At 52.5% G+C, this 24,982-nt stretch carries 22 protein-coding genes; 4 read left to right on the top strand and 18 right to left on the bottom strand.

From position 1 onward, the window contains the following. Window positions 1–167: 167 nt before the first annotated feature. The 17 genes from ACWA6V_RS01415 to gspC all read right to left on the bottom strand — a co-directional run bounded on the left by ACWA6V_RS01415 (window position 168) and on the right by gspC (window position 19,558). Window positions 168–914, bottom strand: coding sequence for a tetratricopeptide repeat protein (locus ACWA6V_RS01415; protein WP_449520836.1), 747 nt, complete (start codon window positions 912–914; stop codon window positions 168–170). Beyond that, window positions 901–3,792 (bottom strand): tetratricopeptide repeat protein, encoded by a 2,892-nt coding sequence (locus tag ACWA6V_RS01410; protein WP_449520835.1) that lies wholly within the window; start codon window positions 3,790–3,792, stop codon window positions 901–903. Before ACWA6V_RS01410 ends, ACWA6V_RS01415 begins: the two co-directional genes overlap by 14 nt. Beyond that, window positions 3,789–5,735, bottom strand: coding sequence for a hypothetical protein (locus ACWA6V_RS01405; RefSeq protein ID WP_449520834.1), 1,947 nt, complete (start codon window positions 5,733–5,735; stop codon window positions 3,789–3,791). The genes ACWA6V_RS01410 and ACWA6V_RS01405 overlap by 4 nt, the downstream gene beginning before the upstream one ends. After that, window positions 5,735–6,262 carry an AraC family transcriptional regulator gene (locus ACWA6V_RS01400; protein WP_449520833.1) on the bottom strand — a complete coding sequence of 176 codons (528 nt, stop codon included), beginning with the start codon at window positions 6,260–6,262 and terminating at the stop codon, window positions 5,735–5,737. The genes ACWA6V_RS01405 and ACWA6V_RS01400 overlap by 1 nt, the downstream gene beginning before the upstream one ends. Before the next feature lie 303 nt (window positions 6,263–6,565). Beyond that, the gene (locus ACWA6V_RS01395) at window positions 6,566–7,543 is read right to left on the bottom strand and encodes an FAD:protein FMN transferase (RefSeq protein ID WP_449520832.1); all 978 of its coding nucleotides are present in this window, start codon (window positions 7,541–7,543) and stop codon (window positions 6,566–6,568) included. A 4-nt stretch (window positions 7,544–7,547) separates the two neighbouring features. Next, on the bottom strand, window positions 7,548–8,342 hold the full coding sequence (locus tag ACWA6V_RS01390; RefSeq protein WP_449520831.1) for a type II secretion system protein N: 795 nt from the start codon (window positions 8,340–8,342) through the stop codon (window positions 7,548–7,550). A gap of 77 nt (window positions 8,343–8,419) precedes the next feature. Beyond that, window positions 8,420–8,905, bottom strand: a complete 486-nt coding sequence (gene gspM / locus ACWA6V_RS01385; protein ID WP_449520830.1) for a type II secretion system protein GspM — start codon at window positions 8,903–8,905, stop codon at window positions 8,420–8,422. Between the two features lie 13 nt (window positions 8,906–8,918). Next, window positions 8,919–10,187, bottom strand: a complete 1,269-nt coding sequence (gene gspL / locus ACWA6V_RS01380; RefSeq protein WP_449520829.1) for a type II secretion system protein GspL — start codon at window positions 10,185–10,187, stop codon at window positions 8,919–8,921. Window positions 10,188–10,254: 67 nt separating this feature from the next. Then, window positions 10,255–11,349: a type II secretion system minor pseudopilin GspK gene (gspK, locus tag ACWA6V_RS01375; protein WP_449520828.1), complete on the bottom strand. Its 1,095-nt coding sequence runs from the start codon at window positions 11,347–11,349 to the stop codon at window positions 10,255–10,257. 1 nt (window position 11,350) lies between these two features. Then, window positions 11,351–12,037, bottom strand: coding sequence for a type II secretion system minor pseudopilin GspJ (gene gspJ, locus ACWA6V_RS01370; protein ID WP_449520827.1), 687 nt, complete (start codon window positions 12,035–12,037; stop codon window positions 11,351–11,353). Then, window positions 12,034–12,528 (bottom strand): type II secretion system minor pseudopilin GspI, encoded by a 495-nt coding sequence (gene gspI, locus ACWA6V_RS01365; RefSeq protein ID WP_449520826.1) that lies wholly within the window; start codon window positions 12,526–12,528, stop codon window positions 12,034–12,036. Before gspI ends, gspJ begins: the two co-directional genes overlap by 4 nt. Then, window positions 12,525–13,097, bottom strand: a complete 573-nt coding sequence (locus ACWA6V_RS01360; protein WP_449520825.1) for a prepilin-type N-terminal cleavage/methylation domain-containing protein — start codon at window positions 13,095–13,097, stop codon at window positions 12,525–12,527. Before ACWA6V_RS01360 ends, gspI begins: the two co-directional genes overlap by 4 nt. Before the next feature lie 25 nt (window positions 13,098–13,122). After that, window positions 13,123–13,587: a type II secretion system major pseudopilin GspG gene (gene gspG, locus ACWA6V_RS01355; RefSeq protein ID WP_449520824.1), complete on the bottom strand. Its 465-nt coding sequence runs from the start codon at window positions 13,585–13,587 to the stop codon at window positions 13,123–13,125. A gap of 55 nt (window positions 13,588–13,642) precedes the next feature. Then, window positions 13,643–14,890 carry a type II secretion system inner membrane protein GspF gene (gene gspF / locus ACWA6V_RS01350; protein WP_449520823.1) on the bottom strand — a complete coding sequence of 416 codons (1,248 nt, stop codon included), beginning with the start codon at window positions 14,888–14,890 and terminating at the stop codon, window positions 13,643–13,645. A 12-nt stretch (window positions 14,891–14,902) separates the two neighbouring features. Further along, entirely contained in the window at window positions 14,903–16,423 is a 1,521-nt protein-coding gene (gene gspE, locus ACWA6V_RS01345) for a type II secretion system ATPase GspE (RefSeq protein ID WP_449520837.1), read from the bottom strand. 26 nt (window positions 16,424–16,449) lie between these two features. Beyond that, window positions 16,450–18,516 carry a type II secretion system secretin GspD gene (gspD, locus tag ACWA6V_RS01340; protein WP_449520822.1) on the bottom strand — a complete coding sequence of 689 codons (2,067 nt, stop codon included), beginning with the start codon at window positions 18,514–18,516 and terminating at the stop codon, window positions 16,450–16,452. A gap of 7 nt (window positions 18,517–18,523) precedes the next feature. After that, complete coding sequence (gene gspC / locus ACWA6V_RS01335; protein ID WP_449520821.1) at window positions 18,524–19,558, bottom strand: type II secretion system protein GspC; 1,035 nt, start codon at window positions 19,556–19,558, stop codon at window positions 18,524–18,526. Window positions 19,559–20,103: 545 nt separating this feature from the next. Here gspC and ACWA6V_RS01330 point away from each other — a divergent pair. The 4 genes from ACWA6V_RS01330 to ACWA6V_RS01315 all read left to right on the top strand — a co-directional run bounded on the left by ACWA6V_RS01330 (window position 20,104) and on the right by ACWA6V_RS01315 (window position 24,190). Continuing rightward, window positions 20,104–20,364: an exodeoxyribonuclease VII small subunit gene (locus ACWA6V_RS01330; RefSeq protein WP_449520820.1), complete on the top strand. Its 261-nt coding sequence runs from the start codon at window positions 20,104–20,106 to the stop codon at window positions 20,362–20,364. Continuing rightward, entirely contained in the window at window positions 20,364–21,251 is an 888-nt protein-coding gene (gene ispA, locus ACWA6V_RS01325) for a (2E,6E)-farnesyl diphosphate synthase (protein WP_449520819.1), read from the top strand. The genes ACWA6V_RS01330 and ispA overlap by 1 nt, the downstream gene beginning before the upstream one ends. 73 nt (window positions 21,252–21,324) lie before the next feature. Continuing rightward, entirely contained in the window at window positions 21,325–23,235 is a 1,911-nt protein-coding gene (gene dxs / locus ACWA6V_RS01320; protein ID WP_449520818.1) for a 1-deoxy-D-xylulose-5-phosphate synthase, read from the top strand. 58 nt (window positions 23,236–23,293) lie between these two features. Continuing rightward, window positions 23,294–24,190 (top strand): chemotaxis protein, encoded by an 897-nt coding sequence (locus ACWA6V_RS01315; protein ID WP_449520817.1) that lies wholly within the window; start codon window positions 23,294–23,296, stop codon window positions 24,188–24,190. A 12-nt stretch (window positions 24,191–24,202) separates the two neighbouring features. Here ACWA6V_RS01315 and ACWA6V_RS01310 read toward each other — a convergent pair. Further along, a partial coding sequence (locus ACWA6V_RS01310) for a LysR substrate-binding domain-containing protein (RefSeq protein ID WP_449520816.1) occupies window positions 24,203–24,982 on the bottom strand: 780 nt, incomplete at its 5' end.

Genomic DNA, 24,982 nt, shown 5'->3' with positions numbered 1-24,982 from the left:
CTGTGGTTTGCAAATTAATATTGGCTTCGCGCACCATTTTTTTATCCGCAGCGGCAGACACTTTTTTTTCTGGCGCTGAAGTAGCAACCACATCAGCCTCTAACGGCGCCTCTGGCTCTTGTGCATACGTATTTAACGCTGCGATACACAAGCCTACAAATAAAATTTTATTCATCACTCACTTCCTCTGCTGGAGTTTCCGTGGTGGTCTCAGTCGGCAATTCATCTGCTGGCGCGGCCGCTTTTGGTTTAGGCGCTATACCTAAACGCCGCTGCAGATCTGCAATCCAACTGGTGGCTTGTTTGTCTTCGCCGCCGAGCAATTGCAAATAGGCTTCGTAGTGCGGCAATGCCTCGGCACTTTTGCCCATATATAAATCGTAAAGTATCGCGATATTTTTATGACTCTCGGGATGGAACGGCCAGATGCTCAGCGCTTTTTTGTAATTTATTTCCGCACCAGAAAAATTCCCCACTTCGCGCTGCAATATCGCCAATTGGTTGTAAGCATCAAGATTGGTGTGGTTTGCCGCGATCGCATCGTTAAACGCCTGTTCTGCACGCTTGTCTTCTTTTTGAGCGCGATAGACCAATCCCAAATTGAGATAAGCACCCGATAATTTATTGTTCTCAGCAATCACTTTTTGCAGCAGGGATTCCGCCTGTACCCACTGTTTATTGCGTATAGCACGGGTAGCATCAGTAAAATTTTGCTGCGTTTGTCGGCTTACCGAGGTTTTGTTTTGCAAATAGGGATTAGGGGTTACAGGTCCTGCTGGCAATATAGAGGTGCCCGCAGCTGCAAGACTTGGTGCCGCATCTTCTTTCGCACCTGTGCTTTTTTTCCTTGGCTCAGACGCACAGCCAACCAAAACGAATATTAATAAACTGGCGACGAGCTTAGTGAATTTCATTGCTCACCTCCAAACGCGATTCGGTTTTGTTGTAGCGTGCTGGCAATAATTTGGCGAGCGCATCGAAACTACGTTTTACACCGGCATCGTAAGTACCTTTCCAACTGCGCTGGGCATTGGTTTGATGAATTTCAATCGCCTTTTCTTCGAATGGATAAGCCTGCTCTTCCAATAGAATTTCATATTGTTCGAGCGCCAATTCATCCAAATCTTTGGGCCGCTGGGAATTCATTAAATCGCGACTGAGCTGCGCATAGATTTCACCAATTTTAAAACTCGCTTCGGTAGTAAATTCACTTACACCAAACGCCAGAACCTGCTCTTGCGCTTTAAGTGCTTTTTCCAATGCAGCTCGTTTGCGTTGCAAACTGGTTTTGAGCGGCAATGTTAGCTGGATGCGGGTAAATTCATCGTAAGCCGGTTGTGATAATTCCGCCTGGGCACTCGCAGCTAGATAGGTCGAGCGATCTGTTTTTGCACTGCCTGCACGGTTGTGGGTATTAATAATATTTTGCAACCAATACAGACGTTTTTCTTTATCACCCGCAGCACCATACAATTCAGTTAATTTAAATTGCGCTTCCAGATTGTTGGCGAGTGGGCGCGCATATTCTGTTGCATAGCGGCGATATTGTTCAATCGCCTGCGCGCGTTTACCGGATTTCTCATACAACTCGGCACCCATATAGAGCGATTGACGCTTCACATCCGGATCTGTGCTGGTGCGCTCCATTACCACCAATTCATCGGCCGCTAACTGCCATTTACTTTGGTTCTGGTAAATCAACACCATCTTGGCAGGCAAAGTAGAAATCAATTGATGGTTGGGATATTTTTTGCGGAAGCCTAAATACACATTTTCAGCCTGCGCCCATTTTTCTTGCTCGATTAAATAGACACCAGCATCGTATTGCGCTTTAGCGGCGATCTCGGTATCGGGAGTAACCTGGGTGATACGCAGCAATTGTGCGATAGCGGAATCTTTATCGCCAAACTGCAAACTGGCATCAGCCTGTTGATAAATACTCGCGGCAATTCGCTCACGCACTTGTTGCGCACTGGGTGCGCCTGGGCTTTTTCCGAATGCAGGCAGTAAATTTAATACTTGCACATAAGCTTGCTCTGCCGCTGCATACTCCTTGGTTTCAAAGCGACTGTGACCGAGAATCAACCAACTGGAAAACAATAACTTTCCTTCGGCAGGTGGTTGCCACTCGATCACACGCTCGGCCACCATTTTTGCATCGACATAGCGATTTTTTTGCAACAAATCATTGGCCGCTTCCGCGAGCACTACTACGGCACGCGGATCAGTGTTGTAAACATCAGCAAAATTCAATGCGTTTTGGATTTTACGGTTTTGCCATTCCTGCAAACGGTTGTCGGGCAAGCTACGCGCTGATTGGATTAACTGTTGCGGCAACAAAATTGCCGCGTAGCCAGCGTCGGCACCGCGCAATTTATCCATATAACCATAAGCGACTTGCTCGTAGGCATCCATAGCAGCGGGTAAATCGCCCGCTTCATTGAGACACTCCGCCAGCAGGAAAGTCATCTCCGCCACCTGCGCATCTTTTGCAAAGGTCTGTACAAATTCGCGATACCATTTTGCGGCGCGCCCGAAGGCAGCAGTTGCATCAGTATTTTTCGCTGCCCTAAAACCCTGTGCTTGCGCGTGCTCAAACTGCGCCAGCTCTTGCAAAGATTGATGCAAGTAGGCGAGCGCGTTATCGCCAATTGCGCCCTTGCGCTGCGTCCAGTAATTACTGCTGATGCCGTAGCGCTCAACAAAATCCTGTTTGGCAGGTAAAATTAAACTAGGGAAATCACCCTGCTGATAAACATCGATGACTTTGATGCTAAAGCTGGGCGCAAAATCCGAATTGGAATTGTGCTGCACAAAATGTTGATAAGTTTCAGCGCTGTCGGTGAAACGTCTTTGATCGAGATACAATTGACCAAGCTGTTGATAAAGTAAATATTCGTAGGCGCGGCCGCCGCCCAATTGGGTTTGCAACTCGCTGATTGATTTTGCACCTTCGAGATAAGAGAGCGATAGCCCCATCACTCGCAAAGTATCCTTCACCAAATTGGCTTTTGATGCACCTATATCAGTGAGCGCCGCATCAACGTCATTAGGATTTTTGGCATGACCAATTAATTGATCGAGTACGCGCGCAAATGAGCCGAGCGCAAGATCGTAATCGCCACGCTTAAATTGCGCCCAACCTTTCATGTAGAGCGCGTTTTGTTGCAGCTCGGGATTGTTGCCTTTTACTACCGCATCGTAATTGCGTTCTGCAGCAGCGTAGTCGCCATCGGCAAAGGATTTTTCCGCACGGCGAAATTGGGTTTCTGCCATAAATTTGGAATCAGGGTTGGTTACGACCAATTGATCAAGCACCGCCGCCGCTTCATCGTTGCGGCCATCGAGCGACATCGCCTTGGCAAGCTTGTAGCGCAACTGATCGGCAGCTATGCCTTTTGCTGGCTCAACACCTTTCCCCTGCATGGTTAGCAACTCGTTATACATGGCGATAGGTTTGTCGTAATGACGACGCATATCGCTTGCATCAAGTTGCGCTTTTTCACTGCGCGCCATTTCCAAATCGGCAAGGCGCACCAAAATTTGTTGACGCAGCGCAGGATCCTCGGCAACGGACAACGCGCGCTGGTAACTTTGTTCTATGCGCGCCATATCAAGCACTGCCACTTTGGCTTTGGCATCAGGCAATTTAGCTGCGGGCAAATCGGCAAGGGTTTTACCGCGCCCATCATCACCTAAACCTACCATGCTGCAACCTTGCAATTGCAGCACTGCGCTCACTGCCAGCGCGATTAAAGTGTGTCGAAAAATGGCGTGGTTAAGGTGCATCATTCTGGTTGATTCCTTAACTCGGCATCGTACAAACGTGCAACGGCGAGATGCGCCTGCGCCAAATAATTATTCAAACGTTTTTCATGTGCCGCCAATTGTTGATCCACTTGTTGCCGCAACAAGCCACTCTGTTGAGCGATAAGCTGGTCGGTATTTTCAAGATGTGCACTGACATCTTTTTGCAATATTTGCAGGCGCGCCAGCGTCGGTTGGATATCCATGCTGGTGGCAGTAATTTCTTCGATATGTTGTCTGGTCTTGGCAATTTGTGCGAGGCTGGCATCAATGACTTTTAATTCAGTTTGCTGTGCGGCGAGTTGCGCGGGATATTCCTGCGCGGCACGCCACAACAAAATGCCGCCAAACATTTTGGCCCGGGTTTCGAGCTCGCTAGTATCTTGCCCAGCAGCTTTCATGCGTGCGATTGTCTGTTGACCACGCTCGATGCGCCCGTACAATGCACGGGTCTCGTCATCAGCAAGTGCCATATAGTTTTCACTACTACTTATCCGTTCCAGTTGCTCTGCAAGGGCAGCGCGCTCCGCTTGTAATTTCTGCTCTTGCTCCGACGCACAATGTTGTGCTAGTTGTTGTTCCTGACGCTCGCGATTCGATTGTTTTTGTAACAATAATTCGCGATAAGCATCCAACTTGGGCAACCAATTTTGCAAAAGTGTTTGCAAACGCAGCAAATCGCGCAAATCCAGCACCGCTGTTTGAAACGCATTTTTCGCAAACAATTCATTGAGGTAAGCAGAGCGGGTTTTGATAATGCTGGTGCTATCCAACTTCAACCAGTTTTGCCCATCGTCGGTCACTACTGCTGTGAGTGCGCCATCTTGAGCGACTTCGGGATGTAAGACTTTTTTAGCATCTTCTGCAGATAAAGGCTCACTACCAATCAAGGTGAGCAGCTCACCTTCCGTGAGGGTTGCACGCATGTCGCGGATTAGTTGAATTTCGCGTGCGAGTAACTCTTCAGCCGATTGATAGGCGTTTACCGCTTCGCCCTGCGCACCCAGTTTTTCATAGGCGTAAGGCAGGGCGAGCAGCGACTCCTGTACGGCCGGATACATTAAACTGCGCGAGCGCAATAATTGCCAGGGCTTGAGCGCTACGTCATATTCTTCCTGCGCTACTGCAGCCCAGCCATAACCCAACAGCGCTTGATTGGCAAAAACACCATCGAGCCGCACCTTGGTGAATTCGCGAATCGCAGCGGCGTATTTTTTTTCCGCAAGATATGAGTAACCAATTGCTGTGTAAGCTTTATCTTGCAGTGCCCATTGCTCTTTGCGGCGCTGTGGATTTTCGACTACATCTATCTCCGCCAATTCGCGGAAAAATTTTTGCGCACTGGCAAAATTACCTTCACGTGCGTGCGCTGCACCTAGATTGTAAAAAGTATAGGGGCTCCATGCGCGCAGCTCATCGGTATCGATGTTATCGAGAGCTAAATCGGCATAATTTTTATTGCGGATACGGATATTAATTTGCAGCGCTTGCATCTGCGCGCGCAGTGACGGTTTGAATTCGCTGCTAACGCGAGCAAAGCTTTGCTCGGCGGCAGACCAATCGCCGCGGGTGTAATGTAACTTGCCAAGATAAAACCAGGCGGCATCGCGCACCGATTGTGGGCGGCGCTCATCTTGCAGAATTTCATTAAAGACGCCTTCGGCGTGATGCTGCATACCGAAGGCCAGGCTGACACCGCCAGCAATTAATTCAGGATTATCGCCGTGACCTTGAATTCCGTCGCGCGTATCCGCGACCATCAACTCCGCGAGCGCAGCAATATAATCCTGTTGATAATAGTGATAGAGCGCTACGCCGTAACGCAAATCGGCAACGGAGGTTTTAGGCTTTTCTTTTGCATCAGCAGGGTTAGCTGTCACCGCTGCCAGCAATAGAAAATAGCGCAACACTGAGGTTGGTATGCGCATTACATCTGCCATTGTTTGATTTCAAAAACCGGTTGCAATTGCGCACTGGAATCCACGATGCGCAATTCCAACACCACCGGCTCCTGGTCTTTGGAGATCACAATTTTGGCACCCCGTTTGTAATCTTGCTGCGGCCCGCGCCCGGTAAAAAATGCGCTGATTTCATGCTCGCCCGTTTTCAGATTACCCAGATACAAACGCTGTACACCGCCGCGAAACAGCGCCTTGGTCTGTTTGTCGGTATACAGCTCACTGGCAACCAACTTGTTATCAATTTCCAATTTGATTGCATCCAGCGCGAAATAAGTACCGAGATCCATAGACACATAGACCGCAACCTGACTGCTGGCGGGGTAGAGCAATTCTTCTTCAAGAATTAGCAGATCGCGGTTCAATGTGAGTACGGATTCTTTCAGCGACTCCACCTGCCCAGTGCTCTCGGTGGGCGCCTGTGCAAAGACCTGAAAACAGCATACTAATGGGATCAAAATAGCCAGACGAAACCACTGGCGCAGGGGGTGGATCATGCTCTCTCTCCAAATTCTAAGTGGACGACTTTCGTTATCAACAGGTTCTGCGCCTTGTCCGTGGCGGGTAAAGTGCGATATTGGCATTAGTCGCCACCATAATCGATTCATTCTAGAAGCCAAACCGTTTCTTGGATGTGACAGTCAGCACAGTTGATCTGGCGCCTGAGTTATTTTTTTTGAGCAGTGATCAAGCCCTGAACAAAAGTGACAAGACCAGTCAAAAAGTGAGAATTAAGGGAAAGCTTAGATGGTTTTAAATGAAATGGGGGGGAAAGAGGCGCTCCGATAACCAAGACCCATTTATTTTGGTGGCGCAAGCCCTTTACTGTAGGATACTTTGCCGTCGCTGGCGATAATCACCGCATCAAAACCCGGTAGGCGATTGATCAGCGCCATACCTTTTTCTGCGCCCAGAACAAATACCGTCGTGGAGAGTGGATCCGTATCAAATCCGAGTGGGCCGATGATAGTGACGCTGTTAACACCATTGGTCGATTTGCCGGTGCGTGGATTGATAATGTGGTGCACACGCTCGCCTTTATCGTCGATAAAGTAGCGCTCGTAATCACCCGAGGTGGAGACGGCGACATCGACCAACGGCAAGGTAATAGCCACAGCATCAGCACGCGGGTTTTTAATACCGATTAACCAAGGGCGGCCCAATTTATCGCCGATTACCCGGCTGTCACCACCGGCGGTGACGCTGGCATGTTTCACACCGAACGACCGCACTATCTCGATGGATTTATCAACCGCATATCCCTTGGCAATACCTCCCAGATCGATATAGACCTTGGGGTGTTCGAACCAGAGGGTGTTATTTTTGATGTTGAGGTGAATCAACCGATAATTAATGGTCGGCAGTAACTCTTCGCGCTGCTGTTCGCTGGGCGTGAGCTTATTGCGGTAGTCGTAGTAGCGACCGAGGGAAGCAAAAGTGATATCAAAGGCACCATCGCTCAACTCCCCGTAGTAATTGGCCTTATCAATTATCGCCGCCAATTCGGGCGAAATGCTGAGCGGTTTTTTGGCGCTGGCTTTGGGCGCTAACTGGTTGGCGCGGTAAAGTTCGCTAGTTTCGATATAGGGGCTGAAATGCTCATCGATACGGCGCATTTCCGCCATGACGGCCGCGACTGCCTGCTCGGCTTTTTGATCATCTTCCAACCAAAGCGCCACGCTGACTTTGGTGCCCATAATATCCTGGGCATCGCCGTGCCATTTAGCCAGACACAATTGGCAGACCATTAACAGACTGATGCACAGCAGTAAGCGCATGATGTCAGAGGTTCATATCGACGCTATAGTGGGTTTTGCCTTCTTCATCGACGCGATCTTCCCGGGAAAACATGGCGAGCATATCGATGGCATTGGCGGCTTCAAAAAAGGCTTTGGGGGCAGCAAGTTCGCCAGTGACTTTACCTCCACTGGGCGCTGCCAATTCAATTTGCAGGTTCACGTCAACCGGCCCAGCCAATTGGAAGAGTTTAGCGCTGACACCGTTGTTGCCGTTGTCGCTCAGTTCGGCACCGTAGCTGCCGATATCCAGCCAGTTAGCGCCAGTGTTAACGCGTGCGCCATTCCAGGTGAGGTTGCCTTTGAGTTTGAGCAGTACATTGCCGCGCAATTCAAGTTCATCGATGTGGGTGGAAAATTGACCCTGGATAGGCACCGGAATTTTGGCCTGCAGTAAAGCAACCGGCAAGGAGACATCTGCCTTGCGCACTTTTATCGCACCACCTGAACCTGCGCAGATCTCACCGTCAAACTCTTGCATTGGCAATTTGGTGGTTACGTGCGCACAGGGTGACAGGGTCAGCAATGAGAGCGGGCCGAGGCTCCAGCTTAATTGCCCGAGTGAATACTCCTGATCAGTCATGCGTACACTGGCCAGACTGGCGCGGCCATCCCACAGGGTGCCGGTCACCCCGCTCAAGGCGACACCGGTTCCACGCGTCAGGAAATACGCTCCCCATATAGCGGGGATACTGCTGGTCACAAACACCAGAAACAGGGCAACCCCGAGCGGAATCCAGAGTTTTTTATGGGTTTTTAACAACACAGGTAAACGGCTCATAGGGCTGGTTTCAATCGTGTACAAGTTTCATCGATGCAGTAGCTAGCATCAATAGCGACGTTAATACTACTTAACAGTTAATGGGCTTTCTGCAGGCGCAGGTTCACGGTTACCTGCCCGGGCTCGTTAGTCGTGGCAATCGATAAATCACTCACCGTGATGCCTTGCTTGAACTCTATGTCGTACAGCCATTGCATCAAGGGACCATAGGCGGCGCGATCCAGGCGCACGCGCGCTTCGCCATTGGCGCCAGGCTGAAAACCACTCATGGCGAGACCATTAGCGCGCAGGGTGGTATCGATCAACCCGCTGATATTTTCAGTGCTGGCACTGGCGCCTGCAGTGCGCAGCTGCTGGATTTGCGCTGCGGCTATCTGCACCCGCCCGAGGGTTTGGGTGGAGGCGATATTGGCGGCAAGCAATTGGTCGCGCTTGTTCTGGATGGGGACAAACACCATCAGCCACAGCAGGTAGAGCACCACGGCCAAACCACAGCCGAGGATCAATGTCTGCTCGCGGCGGTTGTATTTATTGAGAAAGTTCAGTAGCTGGTTCAAGTTCATAACGGCATACCGGTTAAGGATTCTTGGTCACTTTGAGGCGTGCAGTCTGCACATTGCCCTGGGCGTTAAAGCTCGATGTCTCGGCATTTAACCCCTGGCTACGGATTTTTTCACTGAGCGATTCAAACGCGCTGAAACTGTCGGCCTGAATGCTGATATTCAATTCGCCCGCCTCTCCCGCATAGGAAATTCCCTTTATCACCACATTCGGCTCCAGCGCAATTTGCGGCAGCACCAGCGTCAGTAGCGCCATCACACTGGCTGATTGGCTGACGGGTTGGGATTGTTTAAGCAGGGTATTTAGCTGTTTCTCGGCATCAACAATCCGGCCCTGGGTGATTACACCGCGCGCGGTAGTTTCAATTGCCTGACGGATCTTCAGGTTTTCGCCGCCCAGCTTGTGGATTTCAAACATCAGGGTGCCGAGATACACCGCCACACAAACGCCGGCAAAAATCGCGACCGATTGCCAAAGTTTCCACCAGCGCTCGATCGGCAAACGCTGGGAGAAATCGCCTTGGCACAGGTCGATCGAACTATTACTGTAATCCAGAGACCATTCATCAGCGAGGGTTTGGCTGGCGATAGCGGTCTGTAGCTCGGCGGGGATTAACTCGCCCAAAGTGGCGAGATCCGCCTCTGAGGCTGCGCGTAAATGCAGGTTAGGCAGACTATCAACCCGTTCCTGATCGCGCAGCAGCATTTGTAGCGCCATACGTGCATGTTGTTGGGCGACACTAAATCCCATAGTGCTGGCATAACGTAGGTAAACCTGATCTTGATACAGCCCAAGCGACCAGTGGTTGGCACTATCGGTAGCAGCTTCGGCAGCAAGTGGTAAAGTCAGCGGCGCCGTCCAGCAGCGGGTAACTTCGATACCTAAAGCCGCCAGCTCCGCAAAGGCTGCCTGCAACCAGGTTTTATCGGCAAAAGCGACGACTACTTTGCCATCAGCTGGCGTACCCAAAGCAAAGTGCAGATCTTCCACATCGCCCACCACTGAATCTTCCAACTGGAAGGGCAGGAGATTGCGCAGGTGTTTTTTCTCTTTGTCACTGTATTCCAGCTGACGCGTATTGACGCGACTGCCGGGCAATATGACCCAAGCCGATTGCGGATTGGTCGGTTTATCACCCAGCGCAGCGCGCAGCGCTTCGCGGTCGCCGCTGGCACCTTCGGCCGCAGGCGCGCCATCGGCACCCAGCCAGCACCAGCGAAAGCTGTCTGCCAAGCTTTTGCCGTCGTCGGAGGTTGTTACAGAGAGCACCAATTGCATGGACATAATTTGCTCTAACTCGTTATTAAATCGGAATGTTGTTCAGTTAACTCGCGCAAGCTGGGATTGCAGCCTATTCAACTAATTCGGTGTCGCCATCTTCATCTTTTTCACCGCGATCGACTGTTGGAAGTTCAAATACATCATCGCGCCGAATAACCCTCAAGCTTCCGGGCTCGGCGCCGCGCATCATCAAACTGCGCATACTGCGGCGTTGGTCAACCAACTGTACGGTCGAATTCAGCCAAAAATATTTGGTCGCGGTGTTCAACCCGTCAATATCAAGCGGCCTGCCAGCAAACATAGTGTCCCAAGCTGTCGATATCGCCGCTTTATCAGCAAATCCTGTTGGTGGCCTAAGGGCGATGAACTGCTCCATATCAGCAGGGTTCATCGGCCGCAAATCGGCTGAACCATTTATGCATAACAGCAAGTTGTTGATGCCTTTGCCGTAGGGACCGACCAAATCCATGGTATTAATATTCAAACCGGCATCGGCAACCGGTAAGGCAGTCACAAACGGCTGCAAGAGTGTTACCAGCACCGGGCTTTCATTAAAACCGCGTACCAAACGCAGTTCGTCAACGGATTTAAACAGCGCATTGGCAGCGCGGTAAGGCTCCTTCATACCTTGGTAGAAGTTGGATTCTGCACCGCCTGAACCAGATTCATTTTCGTCCGCATCGATCCAATCAACGACCCCTGCCAGCAGCTGCTCCGCTTGGTTCTCGTCGAGCGGCAGGTCAGGAAATGTCTGCAGCAGGCGAATAAACCGGCGCTGCGGTTCACTGTAGCGCTCGGGAGTCCTGTCCGGTTTGGTCAGGTCGATCGGGCGCGCCAAATCGTTCAAATTGAATTGAGTGGTGGCATCCATCATTTTGGCGAAGCCAGAGACACCTTCATCTTCAATAGGCACTTCACTGGCCCAAGGCTCCCCCAAGTAATCGATATTGGTGTCGATATCAGCCTCGGGAAACATCAACTTGGCCACCTCTTCAGTGCCTTCCAAAAACGCGCGCGCCTGAGTGCCATGCCAGCGTGTTTCTGCACGCGCCAAGCCCAACTGATACTGGGCGGCGAACTTGACGCTCAAGCCAGCCACCAATGCCACAATTAGCAGCACCAGCACCAGTACTGTACCGCGCTCGGCGCTCGGCTGATCGTGCAAATTACTGCTGCTGTTCAGGCATGGCGAAGAGACGCACACTGCTGCCGACTCCTTTGAGTTCGATGGTAATCTCTACCGCCAGAGGTAAATCCTGCGCGCTGGCACCCTGTTGATTATTGTCGGGCCATTTTTGCAACCAATCTTCGGAGAACTCGCGATCTTCCAGCGCCGATTTGCCGCGCGACGTAATCGCCCCTTGAAACAAAAAGCGCAGTTGCAGATCCTCGATATCCTCTAGCAATAACTGATGAATACCGTCATCTTCCTCCAAATCAACATCCGCTAATTCGAGGTTGCGCTCGGGGGCAAAATCGCGCCAGAGCTCACCGTCCACCACCCTGTAACCCACCAGCTGCAAATCGCTGCGTGGCAGGTTAGAAAAGTTGACCCAGCCACGGCGCTTGAACATAAGCACCAATTGGTCTGCATCTTCGCCCGACGAACGCAAGCTTTCTGCTTTAAATACCGCGTTTTTATCAGCCTGAGCCGGGGGGATAACATGGCGCAAATCCGCCGCGATAATTTGCCAGGCGCGGTCAAGGCGATTGATCTCGGCCAGGACTTCATTCGTGCGCGTGGCGCCATTATCGGCAGCGTTGAGCGACTCAAATGCCATCACCGCGATCAGCGCCGAAATCACCAGAGCTATCATCACTTCCAAGAGGGTAAAACCCTGCGACCGCTTCACGGTTGCACCCGCACAATTTCAGGGTCACTGATATAACCGGTCAAGCGCGCCATCACCGGCTGATCCTCATCAACTGCTGAATTGCCCAAGCTCGCACCATCGGCAGTACCCAACAGACGCACTGCGATTTCAATGCGCTTAAAACCGGGCACTGGCAGGGTATCCATCGCAATACTTTTGAGTTGCCACTGCCAGCGCAACCCCATCATATCTACGGTGCCGGAATCTTTTTCTGGAACCTTGTAATCAATCAGCGCCTTTTTAGCTTTTTGCTGTTGAAGCAGGCGCACCCGCGTCAGCTGATTTTCTGCCACCCAGTAGGCGTAGGTTTTATCACGGATCGCGGCAGAACCGTCCAACTGGGTCATCACTAATGTAATCAGGGCTGGCAGGGCCATGGCGACAATCATCAGCGCAATCATGGCTTCCAGCAGGGTAAAGCCGCGCGCATTGTTGCGCGATACAGAGCGATGCAACAGAGAGGATTTCATCGCCCGCGCTGCTCCTCTTCAACCCGTTTTTCTTCACTCACCCAGTGCAGTTCACCGGTAAGATCCAGCTCAAACTCTTCGGTTTCCGCAGTCTCACCGCTGGCCAATTGCTCGGCGTAAATAGCGATTTCGACCTTGCCCGACCCATCACCACTGGGGAAAAAACCCATTACCGGTTCCTGGTATTCCAACTCGGGATCAAATTCCCAGAGTTCATCTTCCACGACAAAATCGATTTTCTGCCCTTCCGCCAAACAGTGCTGGCTCAATTCGGGCAGATCCTGCCACTGGCGGTCGCGCACGCGGCGCCACTGGTAGCACCACTGCTCTTGACCATCGATATCCTGCGCTGGGCGTGGCTCCACAAACAGGCCGTGAGTCTCACCTTTGAGCACCGATTGCTCAGCGATATAACCCGCCTGCAGCATAAATTCTTCGGCCTCTTTGCGGGTCATATCGGCGGCGGCATTACCACCCACCGAAATAGAAATCACGCTCACCGCCATACCAATAATGAAGACCACAAAAATGATCTCAATCAGGGTAAAGCCTCGTTGGCTGGATTTCACTGGCGGTGCCCTTGGCTGTTAAAACCTATTGTTCATCCCAGACGCTGATATCAGCATTCTGGCCTTCGCCGCCGCTCACACCATCGGCGCCTAAACTGTAAATATCGTAATCTTTGCCGCCTTCACCTGGGCTCATGTATTGGTAATCATTGCCCCATGGGTCTTTATTCAGGTTGTCGATATAACCACTAGACTTGAAGTTGCGCGGTACAGGAGCGATAGAGGTTTTGGTCACCAGTGCTTCCAGACCCTGTTCAGTTGTCGGGAAATTGAAGTTATCGATACGGTAAAGCTTGAGTGCGGTTTGCAAGGAGCTGAAATCTGCGCGCGCTTTTTGCACGTTGGCTTTATCGAGGTTGTCCATTACGTTGGGCACCACAATACCGGCGAGCAAGCCGATAATGATCACCACCACCATGATTTCCACCAGGGTAAAACCCGCTTGCTGCATGCGTGCTTTCATTGCTCTTGTTTTCATATTTTTTGTCATAACTGTCTCCTGAAACATCACTATCAACTGGTCTGCAAAACCCCGCCCCTTTGTATTAACTGAGCTTGGTCATTTCGAAAATAGGGGTGAGGATCGCCAATACAATCACGCACACCGCGCCCCCCATAAAAATAATTGTCGCTGGTTCCAACAGCCCCATGGCCACCCCCAGCATCATTTCCAACTCCCGCTCCTGATCTTTGGAGGCGTTATCCAACTGTTGCGGCAAGGTGCCATTGGTTTCACCACTGGCGACTAACTGCACCAGCAAGGGCGGGAAGTGCCCGGTATTTTCCATCGCCCGGCTCAGGCTCATCCCCTCGCGCACCGAAGCGGCTACGGTATCGCAGGCCTCCTGCAGGATTTTATTGGTCATCACCTGACCAGAAATATTCAAAGCTTGCAAGAGCGGAACACCGCTGGCTGACAACAAACTCAAGGTGGCCGCGAAGCGCGCCGAGTTGATCTGTTTCACCAGATCGCCAATCACCGGCAATTTCAGCTGCACTACATGCCAAGCGCGCAAGCGTTTGGGGTCACGCATCAAATGCTTGATAGAGAAATAGACGCCGAACAACGCAACTAACAGGTAGACCCCGTAGTTCATCAAAAAGTTACTGGTGGCAATCAGCCCCTCGGTCAACGCGGGCAATTCGCGTTTGCCCTGCTCAAAAATCTTGACCAGTTTTGGAACTACTAAAACCATCAGCGCGACTATCACCGCAAGACTCACCACCAGCATCACTACCGGGTAAATCATCGCCATTTTGATACGCTGTTGCAGTATTTGGCTGGTTTGGGTGTAGTCCGCCAAACGTTCCAGTACCGGGCTTAAAAAACCGGAGCCTTCACCAGCACGCACCAGCGCGCGGTACATATCGTCAAACGCGACCGGATTGTCGCTGAGTGCCTGCGCCAAGCTTAAACCTTCCAAAACCTTGGTACGCACTTGCAATACAACACGTTTTACATTGGCTTTTTGCGACTGTTTGGCGGTCGCGTGAAGAGCCTCATCGAGTGGCAGACCGGATTTAACCAGCGAGGCCAACTGGCGGGTAATCAGACTGAGATCGCGCGTACTTAATTTGGCGGCACGGCGGCGCGACCAAGCGGATATATCCATGCTGGCGCTAGCGCCAGAACCAGCATCTGTACCGGTACCCGCACCCGCGCTGGCGACCTCAAGTGGTTTAAGCTTTTTGGCCCGCAACTGTGTGCGGATATGCCGCTCAGAATCCCCTTCAAGTATGCCTTTGACGGTTTTGCCTTCTTCGGTCAGCGCTTTGTAACTGTATGCCCCCATGATTGATATCCGTTACAGCTGGGTGGTGACACGCAGCACTTCTTCAATGCTGGTGATGCCATTGAGTACACACTGACGGCCATCGTCACCCATAGATGGGCTGTGTTTACGCGCTTCGGCTAACAACTCCTGCTCGCCGGCCTGCTCGTGAATCAAGTGGCGCAAACGCTCAGTGATCTCAATTAATTCGTAAATACCTTTTCGGCCACGATAGCCTTGGTGGTTGCAGTGTTTGCAGCCGTTCGGCGCCGGGCGCCAGATGGGCGTATCGGCTGGCAGTTTGAGCATTTCGCGCTCAGACTCCACCGGCAAGTACTGCTGTTTACAGTGACTACAGAGCACACGCACCAACCGCTGAGCCATAACGACTTCAATACTTGACGCCAGCAGAAAGGGCTCAACACCCATGTCTTTCAGGCGCAATACTGCACCGATCGCGGTATTGGTGTGGAGTGTCGATAATACCAAGTGCCCCGTGAGCGATGCTTGAATCGCAATCTCAGCAGTTTCTGCGTCGCGGATTTCCCCAATCATCACCACATCTGGATCTTGCCGGAGAATGGCGCGCAGACCGCGGGCAAAGGTCATATCGATCTTGGTATTTACCTGGGTCTGGCCGATGCCAGGCAACAGGTACTCAACCGGGTCTTCAACGGTGAGAATGTTGCGGCTGCGGGTATTGATATGGCTCAAACCCGCATAAAGTGTGGTGGTTTTACCGGAGCCGGTGGGTCCGGTTACCAAGATAATCCCGTGCGGCCTGAGCAGGTTTTTGGTCAGACGCTCATAGACCAGCTGCGGCATCTGCAATTGCTCAAGCTTAAGCTGGCCAGCGGCCTGATCGAGAATACGCAACACGATACGCTCACCAAACGCCGAGGGAATCGTTGATACCCGGAGATCCACCGCATGGCCTGCCAAACGCACAGTAATACGACCATCCTGGGGCAGACGTTTTTCGGCAATATCGAGGCGAGCCATTACTTTGAGGCGCGATACCAAGACCGGCGCCAACTCCGCCTTGGGCGAGAGCACTTCGGTCAAAACGCCATCTATACGGAAGCGCACCGAAACACGGTCTTCAAAGGGTTCAAGGTGGATATCCGAAGCGCCTTCGCGCACGGCTTGCGACAGAATCGCGTTAATCAAGCGGATAATCGGGGCGTCGTCATCACCGGCAAGCAAATCGGTACGATCAGCCAGATCGTCAGCCATAGATGACAAATCAAACTCGTTGCCAAGGTCTTCAGCTGCTCGCTGCGCGGCTCCATCGCCACTTTGGTATTCACGGGTGAGACGCTTTTGGAAATCCTCGGCGGGCAATTCTTCCAACACCAAACCAGGGCCAAGAATACGCTGCAACTCTAGCAACACATCCAGCGTTAAACCGGGGCGATGCAACACCCGCGGCATCAACCCGGGAGCTAGCTCTTCCAGCATCACCCCATGGGCTGAGGCAAAGCTAAACGGTAACCGCTCGTAAACCGAGGGTTCGGTTGCGGTTTCGTCGAACGCCTCATCGGTCAGCGTCAGCGGCTCCAATACTTGCTCGCTCACGATTATTCCCCAGCGGCTTCAGTGGCAGGCGCCGCATCGGCTTTTTTAGTCTCATCAATATACTTCTGAATCTGCTCTTCCCATTCAGGCAGTATGGGCACATCGCGTTTCCCCGTCAGAATGCCACGTGAGCGCTGGAACTCGACTTGTTCATTTCTAATCGTCCGATACTTCTCCGCCGTTGCACCAGTCAGGACTTCATTAGTACGAATGATCGTTGGTTTGAGGAATATCAATAGATTGGTTTTTCTCTTAGTAGCACTCTGAGAGCGAAACAAATGCCCAAGCACAGGGATACTGCCAAGCACAGGAACACGTTGATCACCTTTGTTGATCTGATCTTCGATCAAACCGCCGAGCACAACAGTTTGTCCATCGCCCGCAAGGATTTGGGTTTTGATTTCACGCTTGCTGGTTGTTGGTCCGTTTGGTGAATTTTGGGTATTACCTATGACCGAGGAGATTTCTTGTTCGATATCAAGCACCATACTGTCACCCTCGTTGATGTGCGGAGTAACCTGCAGTTTGATACCCACATCTTCACGGTTGACGGTGTTAAATGGGCTAGCAAAAGAATTAACCCCACCAGTGGTGCCGCCAGTGTTCGCACCGGAATAAGAACCAGTCACGAAAGGAACCTGCTGCCCAACCAGAATCGATGCTTCGCTATTATCTGTAGTGAGCAGGCTGGGAGTGGAAAGAATATTGGTGGATTCACTTGTTTGCAGTAATTTCAGCACACTCAGGAAATCGATTTTGCTGCCCAAACGACCCACTCCAAAAACGGGAGATTTAACGGAGTTGATACCGCCGGCCAAGGCCGCAAGCGCCGTATTATCGTCGGGGTTTTCCAAAATATTCAGTGCGGGTCCGGCAACGGTTCCGAGAGCGCCGCCAGAAGTAAATCCACCAAAACCTGCGTCATCCGCTTGATACATCCATTCGATGCCAATCTCTTTGGCATTGTTACCGGTGATTTCAACGATGATCGCCTCAACCAAAACCTGCTGACGGCGGATATCCAAGCTATCGATAATCGATAGCATAGTATCCATAGTGTCGACATCGGCTGTGATAAGCACCGAATTGGTTGCTTCATCAGCCTGTACAGCTGGCGGTGATGCGTTCGCGGGAGCCCCCTCGGCGGACTTACCCTGACCAAGGCTTTGCATCATGCCCGAGAGTACTTTGGCGACATCTTCCGCCTTGGCGTACTGCAGATACTCGACACGCACATTGCTGTTTTTAGACTGCGGGCGATCAAGATCATCGACCAACAACTTGAGGCGCTGGCGAGTCAGGTCATCACCACTAATCACTACGGCGTTAGAACGCTTATCTGCCACTATCACTGGTGGCGAAGTAGTCATACCGCGGTTGGGATCGGGTTTTTCCAACTGGGTCAGCATTGCTACCACGTCGGCCGAGTTTGCATAGCGCAGCGGGATTACGTCGGTATGGGTCACGCCGATTTTATCCAGTTGCACTACCAATTCATTCATACGGGCCACGTTGGCACGCGTATCGGTAATGATCAGCGCATTACTTGGCTCGTAGGTAGTGAGGTGTCCGTACTGCGGAACCAAGGGGCGCAGAGCGGCCAGAATTTTGGCAGCACTGGTATTTTTAAGTGGGATCACCTGGGTAATATAAAGGTCATCTTTGTTGGTGACGTTATTTTCAGTCGGGATTGGCAGGTTGCGCGCGTCCCGGTTCATCACGATGCGCACAATATTACCGCTCTCTACGGCCGTAAATCCGTGCACATCCAGCGATGCCAGAAACAGCTCATAGAGTTCTTTGGCGTTGAGCGGTTTGGAGTTGATAACTTTAATCGGGCCGCGCACCTTGGGGTCGATGATGAAGGTTTTACCCGTCAATCCCGCAATGGATTTGATCACTTCCTGAATATCAGTATCGTTGAAATTGACTGCCCAGCGGGTCTCGCCTTGCGCGTCAACCGGCTGCGCCTCCACCTGTGCGAAGACCGCGCCACTCATGCCCATAAGCGTCGCCAACATAAGGCCGCTGATGATGTTGTTATTGTTACGACCATGAAACCGGATCACGAAAACCTCACTTGAGCATTACGTCTAGGTTAACTGTACTGCCACCGCGTCTGATTTCCAGATTCGCCGATGTGGCACTACCCATACTTTTATAAATTTCCATAATTTTTCCCGGGCTGCTCAGCGGCACACCGTTGACCGCCGTGACTATGTCATCGGTCTGCAGGCCCAGTGAATTAAACATCTCTGCGTTACGACCAGGGCGGATTTTGTAACCGACCACCTGACCACCCTCGCGGTAAATACTCATTGCCACCACATCTGCAAGGGTTTTACTGGCTGCAGCAGCTGATGGATCAGCACCAAACCGTGGCGAATCCGCTATCGGGCTTTTATCGACATAGAGCGGTGGCTGTTGTTGATAAGGGGGGTTAGCGTACCCCCCCTGAGTCGGATCACCGCCCGCTTGCGGAGCACCAAAAGACGTAGTGAGTTTGGGGGCGTTGGGATCTTCTTTAAATAACCAGAGGGATTCAAAGGAACCATTGTTGTTGATAATGACGCGCCCATCCAACACCTTGGCGAGAGTCACATTAGTGCCAACCGGTAGCGTATCGCCCACCGCGTAGACGTCAGCGCGCTCACCCGAGGCAATAATGGCGCGCCCTGCTTTTTCATCATTGCTGCCCAACACACCGCGCAAAATCAGGTTGAGCTGGGTGTCGGCAGCATCGGTCTCTATGCCTTGAGTGGTCGGCTGGGCATCAGCTGGAGGCGCAACTTCCTGGGCCGTATCGCCAAAAGGTGCCAAGGCGGTGATCTGGGTGATATTAACCACTTCAGGTGCGGTACCAGTACCAGATTGCGCATCAGCTGCCACCAGTGACAAGGTGGCAGGCGGAATAATCGGCGTGGGAATGATCAACCAAAACAGGCGCGCCAAACTATGGCTGAGCCAAATCACCAGCAACAACATTACCAACCATTGCCAGCGCTGCAGAGATACCCGATTTAAAAGCGCAAAAAAACGGCGCAGCTGGACTTCCAACTGGGCGGTGCGCTGCTCGAAGGCGGCTCTGTGATTAAGTGATCTATCTTGCATAGGTCTGATTGATTCCCTTGCCCGGGCTATACGACAAAAATCAGCGAAATGGCAATTAGTAGTCGTATCAAAAGCTTAGTGCGTTATGTTTATCAAAGCCATGAGATTCTACTCCATCCATATTACAAAAGCGAAATACTAAAATCAGTGTGGCAAGTCGCTTGCGACGCGAGTTTCGGCGCATTTTGGATAGTAAAACAGGGGGGAAGTTCACAATAAATGAAATATGCGACAGGCGCCGCAAAATAGAGGGCTTAAAATGCGAAAAACCCTGATCGCAGGAGGGGGCAATCAGGGTTTTTACAGGATGACTGGCCAGACCTTGGCGGTAGATGTGCTTGATTCCATTTTACTCCTTGCCAGAGTCGCTTCCTGCGACAATTTCCTCTGGTTGCCATTATTGATGAATCAGACGTCAGACAATAGTGGCTAATTTCGGTAAGTTTTGTAGGAGATATCTCACACAGCTGCCAGCCAAAACGACTGCAGTTTTGTTCGAGCAGGTTTATAATCCGTCGCCCACCTCCAATCCTGCGAGAAAAACCATGCCGCCCAAGACCTCACAACCTAAAAAGAAAGGCGTCGATTTTGAACAGTCGCTCAGCACCCTCGAAAGCTTGGTGAACCGCATGGAACAGGGAGATATGACGCTGGAGGAGTCGCTGCAGGCTTTTGAAACCGGCATAGCCCTGACACGCGAATGCCAGACCCGATTGGCCGCCGCCGAACAGCAAGTCAGCAAGCTGATCGAACAGCAGGGCACCATCCACCTTGAGCCTTTTGATACCGATGAAGGCGATGCCTGATGCCGCAGGAATTTACCCAATTTGTCAGCCAGTGTCGCGCACGTGTCGATAACGCACTCGACCAGTATCTACCGCTCGCACAAGACCCGACCCAGCTGCGCACCGCCATGCGCTACAGCCTGTTTAACGGCGGCAAGCGCGTGCGTCCGATCCTCGCTTACGCCGCCGCACTCGCCGTCAAACCCGGGATCAAACTCGATCTTATCGACCCCATCGCCGCTGCGCTTGAATGCCTGCATTCTTACAGTCTCGTGCACGATGACCTTCCGGCAATGGACGACGACGACCTGCGCCGCGGCAAACCCACCTGCCATATCGCCTTTACTGAAGCGACAGCCATTCTTGCAGGTGACGGACTGCAAACACTCGCGTTTGATTTGTTAACCACCACAGACTTACCCGCTGCAACGCAGATCAAGCTAATCCGCCAGCTGGCACAGGGATCGGGCATGGACGGCATGGTCCTGGGCCAGGCTATCGACCTGGCCGCCGTCGATCACCAGCTTGATTTGGCACAGCTGGAAACTATGCATCGGCACAAAACGGGCGCCCTTATTCGCGCCAGCGTTGCCATGGGTGCGATAAGCGCAGGGGCTGATGACAAGCAATTAACGGCGCTGGATAACTATGCCGCCGCTATCGGCCTCGCCTTTCAGGTGCAGGACGATATCCTCGATGTCACGGGCGACACCACCACGCTCGGCAAACAGCAGGGTGCGGATATCGCACGCAACAAACCGACCTATGTATCGCTGCTCGGACTTGATGCCGCCAAAACCAAAGCGGACGAATTACATCGTCAAGCACTTGGCGCGCTTGGTGTGTTTGATGAGAGCGCCGCACCCTTGCGCCAATTGGCCAGCTATATAGTCCAAAGGTCGAACTAGCCAAGCCTCTGGCAAGCCGCCTACAATAGCCGTCTATGAGCGGCAAACCGCACAACTATAAATGATGACTTGCATGCATAACGAAATCCCCACCAGTCGCCCGCTCACGCCGTTGCTGGACAGCATTGATAACCCCGCTGACCTGCGCGAGCTGGACGAGAAGCAATTGCCGCAATTGGCGGATGAGCTGCGAGCGTTTTTGCTCTACAGCGTGGGGCAAACCGGCGGGCACTTTGGCGCTGGTTTAGGGGTAGTGGAACTCACCATTGCCCTGCATTATGTGTATGAAACACCGGACGATCGCCTCGTCTGGGATGTAGGCCATCAAACTTACCCACACAAAATCCTTACCTCGCGGCGCGAGCGCATGAATAGTATTCGTCAGGGTAACGGCCTGTCGGGCTTCCCCAAACGAGAAGAAAGTGAGTACGACACCTTTGGCGTCGGCCACTCCAGCACCTCCATTAGCGCCGCCCAAGGCATGGCGATCGGGGCCAAAATGGCGGGCATTGAACGCAAAGTTGCAGCAATCATTGGCGACGGCGCCATGACTGCCGGTATGGCGTTTGAAGCCCTGAACCATGCCGCGCACACCGAAACTGACATGTTAGTGGTACTCAACGACAACAATATGTCTATCTCGCCCAATGTGGGCGGCTTCTCTACTTACCTGTCCAAAATCTGGGCGAGCAAGTTTTATAACTCATTGCGCGAAGGCAGCAAGCAAGTGCTGGGCAAGATTCCGCCCGCCTGGGAATTTGCGCGGCGCACTGAGGAGCATTTCAAAGGCTTTATGTCGCCCGGCACCCTGTTTGAAGAGATGGGATTCAATTATGTCGGGCCCATCAACGGCCACGACCTGGGCGATTTAGTCCTCTGCCTGCGTAACCTGCGGGAGATCAAAGGCCCCAAGCTGCTGCATATCATCACCCAGAAAGGCAAAGGATTTGAGCCAGCGGAACTCGATCCGGTGGGCTATCACGCACTGAATAAAATCGAACCGAAAAAGGCGGCGATTGGCGCCGTTGATGCCCCGAAAAAGTTGAAGTACCAAGAGGTGTTTGGCCAGTGGCTGTGCGATATGGCCGCACAGGACCAGAAGCTTATCGGCATCACTCCCGCTATGTGCGAAGGCTCGGGCATGGTGGAATTCGCAAGGGATTATCCCGAGCGGTTTTACGATGTCGCCATCGCTGAACAGCACGCCGTGACCCTCGCGGCAGGCATGGCCTGTGAAGGGCAAAAACCGGTGGTGGCGATTTACTCGACCTTTTTGCAGCGCGCCTATGACCAGTTGGTACACGACGTTGCCCTGCAAAATCTCGATGTGACTTTTGCTATCGACCGCGCAGGATTGGTCGGCGAAGACGGACCAACCCACGCCGGCAGTTTTGATATCAGCTTCCTGCGCTGCATCCCCAACATGGTGATTGCCGCACCGAGCGACGAAAACGAATGTCGCCAACTGCTCTACACTGCCTACCAATACCCAGGCCCTGCCGCGGTGCGCTATCCGCGCGGCACTGGTACGGGCGCTGCGATTGAAAAAACCTTGACCGCCTTACCCATCGGCAAGGGCTTGCTAAAACGCGAAGGAAAACAGGTCGCACTGCTCTGCTTTGGCACCTTGTTGCCCATAGCGCAACAAGTGGCCGACCAATTTGGCTACAGTCTGTGCGATATGCGTTTTGTGAAACCGCTGGATACCGAGCTGATTGAACAGATGGCTGCCAGCCATGAATTGCTGGTGACGCTGGAAGAGAACGCCATCGCCGGTGGCGCGGGCAGTGGTTTGAGCGAATACCTCAATAGCCGCGCATTGACTGTGCCGTTATTACAGCTGGGCTTTGGCGATGAATTTGTTGAGCACGCCAGCCAGAAACAACAACTGGCAAGTCAGGGGCTGGATGCAAAATCCATTGCCGAACACATCAGCCAGCGCTTGGGCAAAACCAGCGCTGACACCAAATTGGCGGCGCGCTAAATCCCCGGGGAGGCACAGCCTCCCTGTTCACCAAGCCAATCCGCGAGGAGTCCTTACCTTGCCATCCACTAAAGCCGACCACTCCCAGGGACTGCTGTTATTCCGCCTGCACAACCAGCAGGTATTTGCCTTGGGCACGCTTAAAATCCAGGAACTGGTGCCCTTTCAGCCAGTCACCCCCATGGTCAACCAGCACCCGAGTATTTTGGGCGCACTCAATGTGCGCGGGCAGACTATGCCTATTGTTGACTTGGCCGCCGCTGTCGGCAAAGGCGCTACCCCGAAAGACGCACTGGCCAGCAGCTTTATTATTGTCACCGATGTGCAGCGCCAAAAAGTCGGTTTTCTGGTGCGTCAGATCGAGCGCATCGCCGATACCAACTGGCGCGATATCAGCGCGCCGGACAAATTTCTGGGTAACAGCATTTACATCACCGGCGTTACCCGGGTGGATAACCAGCTTGTTCAGTTGTTAGATGTAGAAGTGATCATGGCGCGCCTCTTCCCGCTTGATGCCGCAAAGGCCATGGCAACCATCAACGATATAGAGCGCGAACAATTGCGCCCCATGCGCATCCTACTGGTAGATGACTCGCGCACCGCCCGCAAACAATTAAGTGATTCGCTTGATGCCATCAATGTGCATTATCAGGTGACGGATAACGGCCAGAAAGCACTGGATATCATGCGCGCCGCCGCCAAACAGGGGCAGCCGATCGACCTGTTGGTCAGCGATATAGAAATGCCCGGCCTGGATGGCTATGAGCTGGCGTTCGCCGTGCGGGACGACAAACAACTCGCCAACGCCTACATCATCCTGCACACCTCACTCTCCAGCAGCATCAGCGTCAGCCAGGCCCGTCAGGTTGGCGCCGATGAAGCCCTCACCAAGTTTGATGCGCGCGAGTTGATCGATGCCATGTTACGCGGCGCCACAAAAAAGCGGCGCCAGTAACCTCGATTGCCATCACCCCAATGCCGTGACCCCTGCCGCAAACCGCTCCACCAAAAAATCGATAAACAGCCTTACCTTGGGCGCCAGATGGCGCTGCTGAGGGTAGACAACCCAGACACCGGTATCGGCAAAACGGTAGTCATCCAACACCGATACCAACCGCCCATTGGCAAGAAACTCATCCACGTAATAATCCGGCAATTGCGCCAACCCCAGGCCTTTGAGCGCCGCATCCAGCAGTGCCGGGCCGGAATTCGCCTGCCAGTTGCCATGAACCACCAGATCTTTACGCTGCCCTTGCTGACTCAACAGCCAGTAACCACGCGTCCCCACAAGGCAATTGTGACGCTCCAGATCCGTCAGGGTTTGCGGCGCCGAAATACGCGCGAGGTAAGCAGGTGAACCAACGATATACTCGCGCCTGTCACATAAGCGCTTGGCGATAAGCGTTGATTCTCGCATCACCCCCATGCGGATACCCAGGTCAAAACCCTCTTCGATCAATTCCACCTGGCGGTTGCTGAAATACATATTCACCTTGAGCTGTGGGTAGAGCAGCTGGAAATCATTCACCAGCGGGGCGATATAGCGGTCGCCAAAGGTGGCTGCTGCAGTAATCTTAAGTAATCCAGTCGGCTGGCCCTGATGGTGCTGCAGCAGCGATTCCGCCTCGCGCAGACCATCAAACAAATGGCGGCAGCTCTCGTAATACAATTGGCCAGCGTCGGTAAGGCGAATCTGGCGCGTGGTGCGATACAACAATTGCGTCCCCAGTTGCAACTCCAACTGGCT

The organism is Cellvibrio sp. (assembly GCF_053579595.1).
This window is presented reverse-complemented; position numbering and strand designations above follow the sequence as displayed.

Bases quoted from the DNA above. Each gene is read 5' to 3' on its own strand.
- gspC (WP_449520821.1), bottom strand. From the start codon at position 19,558: ATGCAAGATAGATCACTTAATCACAGAGCCGCCTTCGAGCAGCGCACC.
- ACWA6V_RS01415 (WP_449520836.1), bottom strand. From the start codon at position 914: ATGAAATTCACTAAGCTCGTCGCCAGTTTATTAATATTCGTTTTGGTT.
- ispA (WP_449520819.1), top strand. From the start codon at position 20,364: ATGCCGCAGGAATTTACCCAATTTGTCAGCCAGTGTCGCGCACGTGTC.
- ACWA6V_RS01395 (WP_449520832.1), bottom strand. From the start codon at position 7,543: ATGCGCTTACTGCTGTGCATCAGTCTGTTAATGGTCTGCCAATTGTGT.
- gspM (WP_449520830.1), bottom strand. From the start codon at position 8,905: ATGAACTTGAACCAGCTACTGAACTTTCTCAATAAATACAACCGCCGC.
- ACWA6V_RS01405 (WP_449520834.1), bottom strand. From the start codon at position 5,735: ATGCGCATACCAACCTCAGTGTTGCGCTATTTTCTATTGCTGGCAGCG.
- ACWA6V_RS01410 (WP_449520835.1), bottom strand. From the start codon at position 3,792: ATGATGCACCTTAACCACGCCATTTTTCGACACACTTTAATCGCGCTG.
- gspF (WP_449520823.1), bottom strand. From the start codon at position 14,890: ATGGGGGCATACAGTTACAAAGCGCTGACCGAAGAAGGCAAAACCGTC.
- gspI (WP_449520826.1), bottom strand. From the start codon at position 12,528: ATGAAATCCTCTCTGTTGCATCGCTCTGTATCGCGCAACAATGCGCGC.
- gspL (WP_449520829.1), bottom strand. From the start codon at position 10,187: ATGTCCATGCAATTGGTGCTCTCTGTAACAACCTCCGACGACGGCAAA.
- dxs (WP_449520818.1), top strand. From the start codon at position 21,325: ATGCATAACGAAATCCCCACCAGTCGCCCGCTCACGCCGTTGCTGGAC.
- ACWA6V_RS01400 (WP_449520833.1), bottom strand. From the start codon at position 6,262: ATGATCCACCCCCTGCGCCAGTGGTTTCGTCTGGCTATTTTGATCCCA.
- gspG (WP_449520824.1), bottom strand. From the start codon at position 13,587: ATGACAAAAAATATGAAAACAAGAGCAATGAAAGCACGCATGCAGCAA.
- ACWA6V_RS01390 (WP_449520831.1), bottom strand. From the start codon at position 8,342: ATGAGCCGTTTACCTGTGTTGTTAAAAACCCATAAAAAACTCTGGATT.
- ACWA6V_RS01330 (WP_449520820.1), top strand. From the start codon at position 20,104: ATGCCGCCCAAGACCTCACAACCTAAAAAGAAAGGCGTCGATTTTGAA.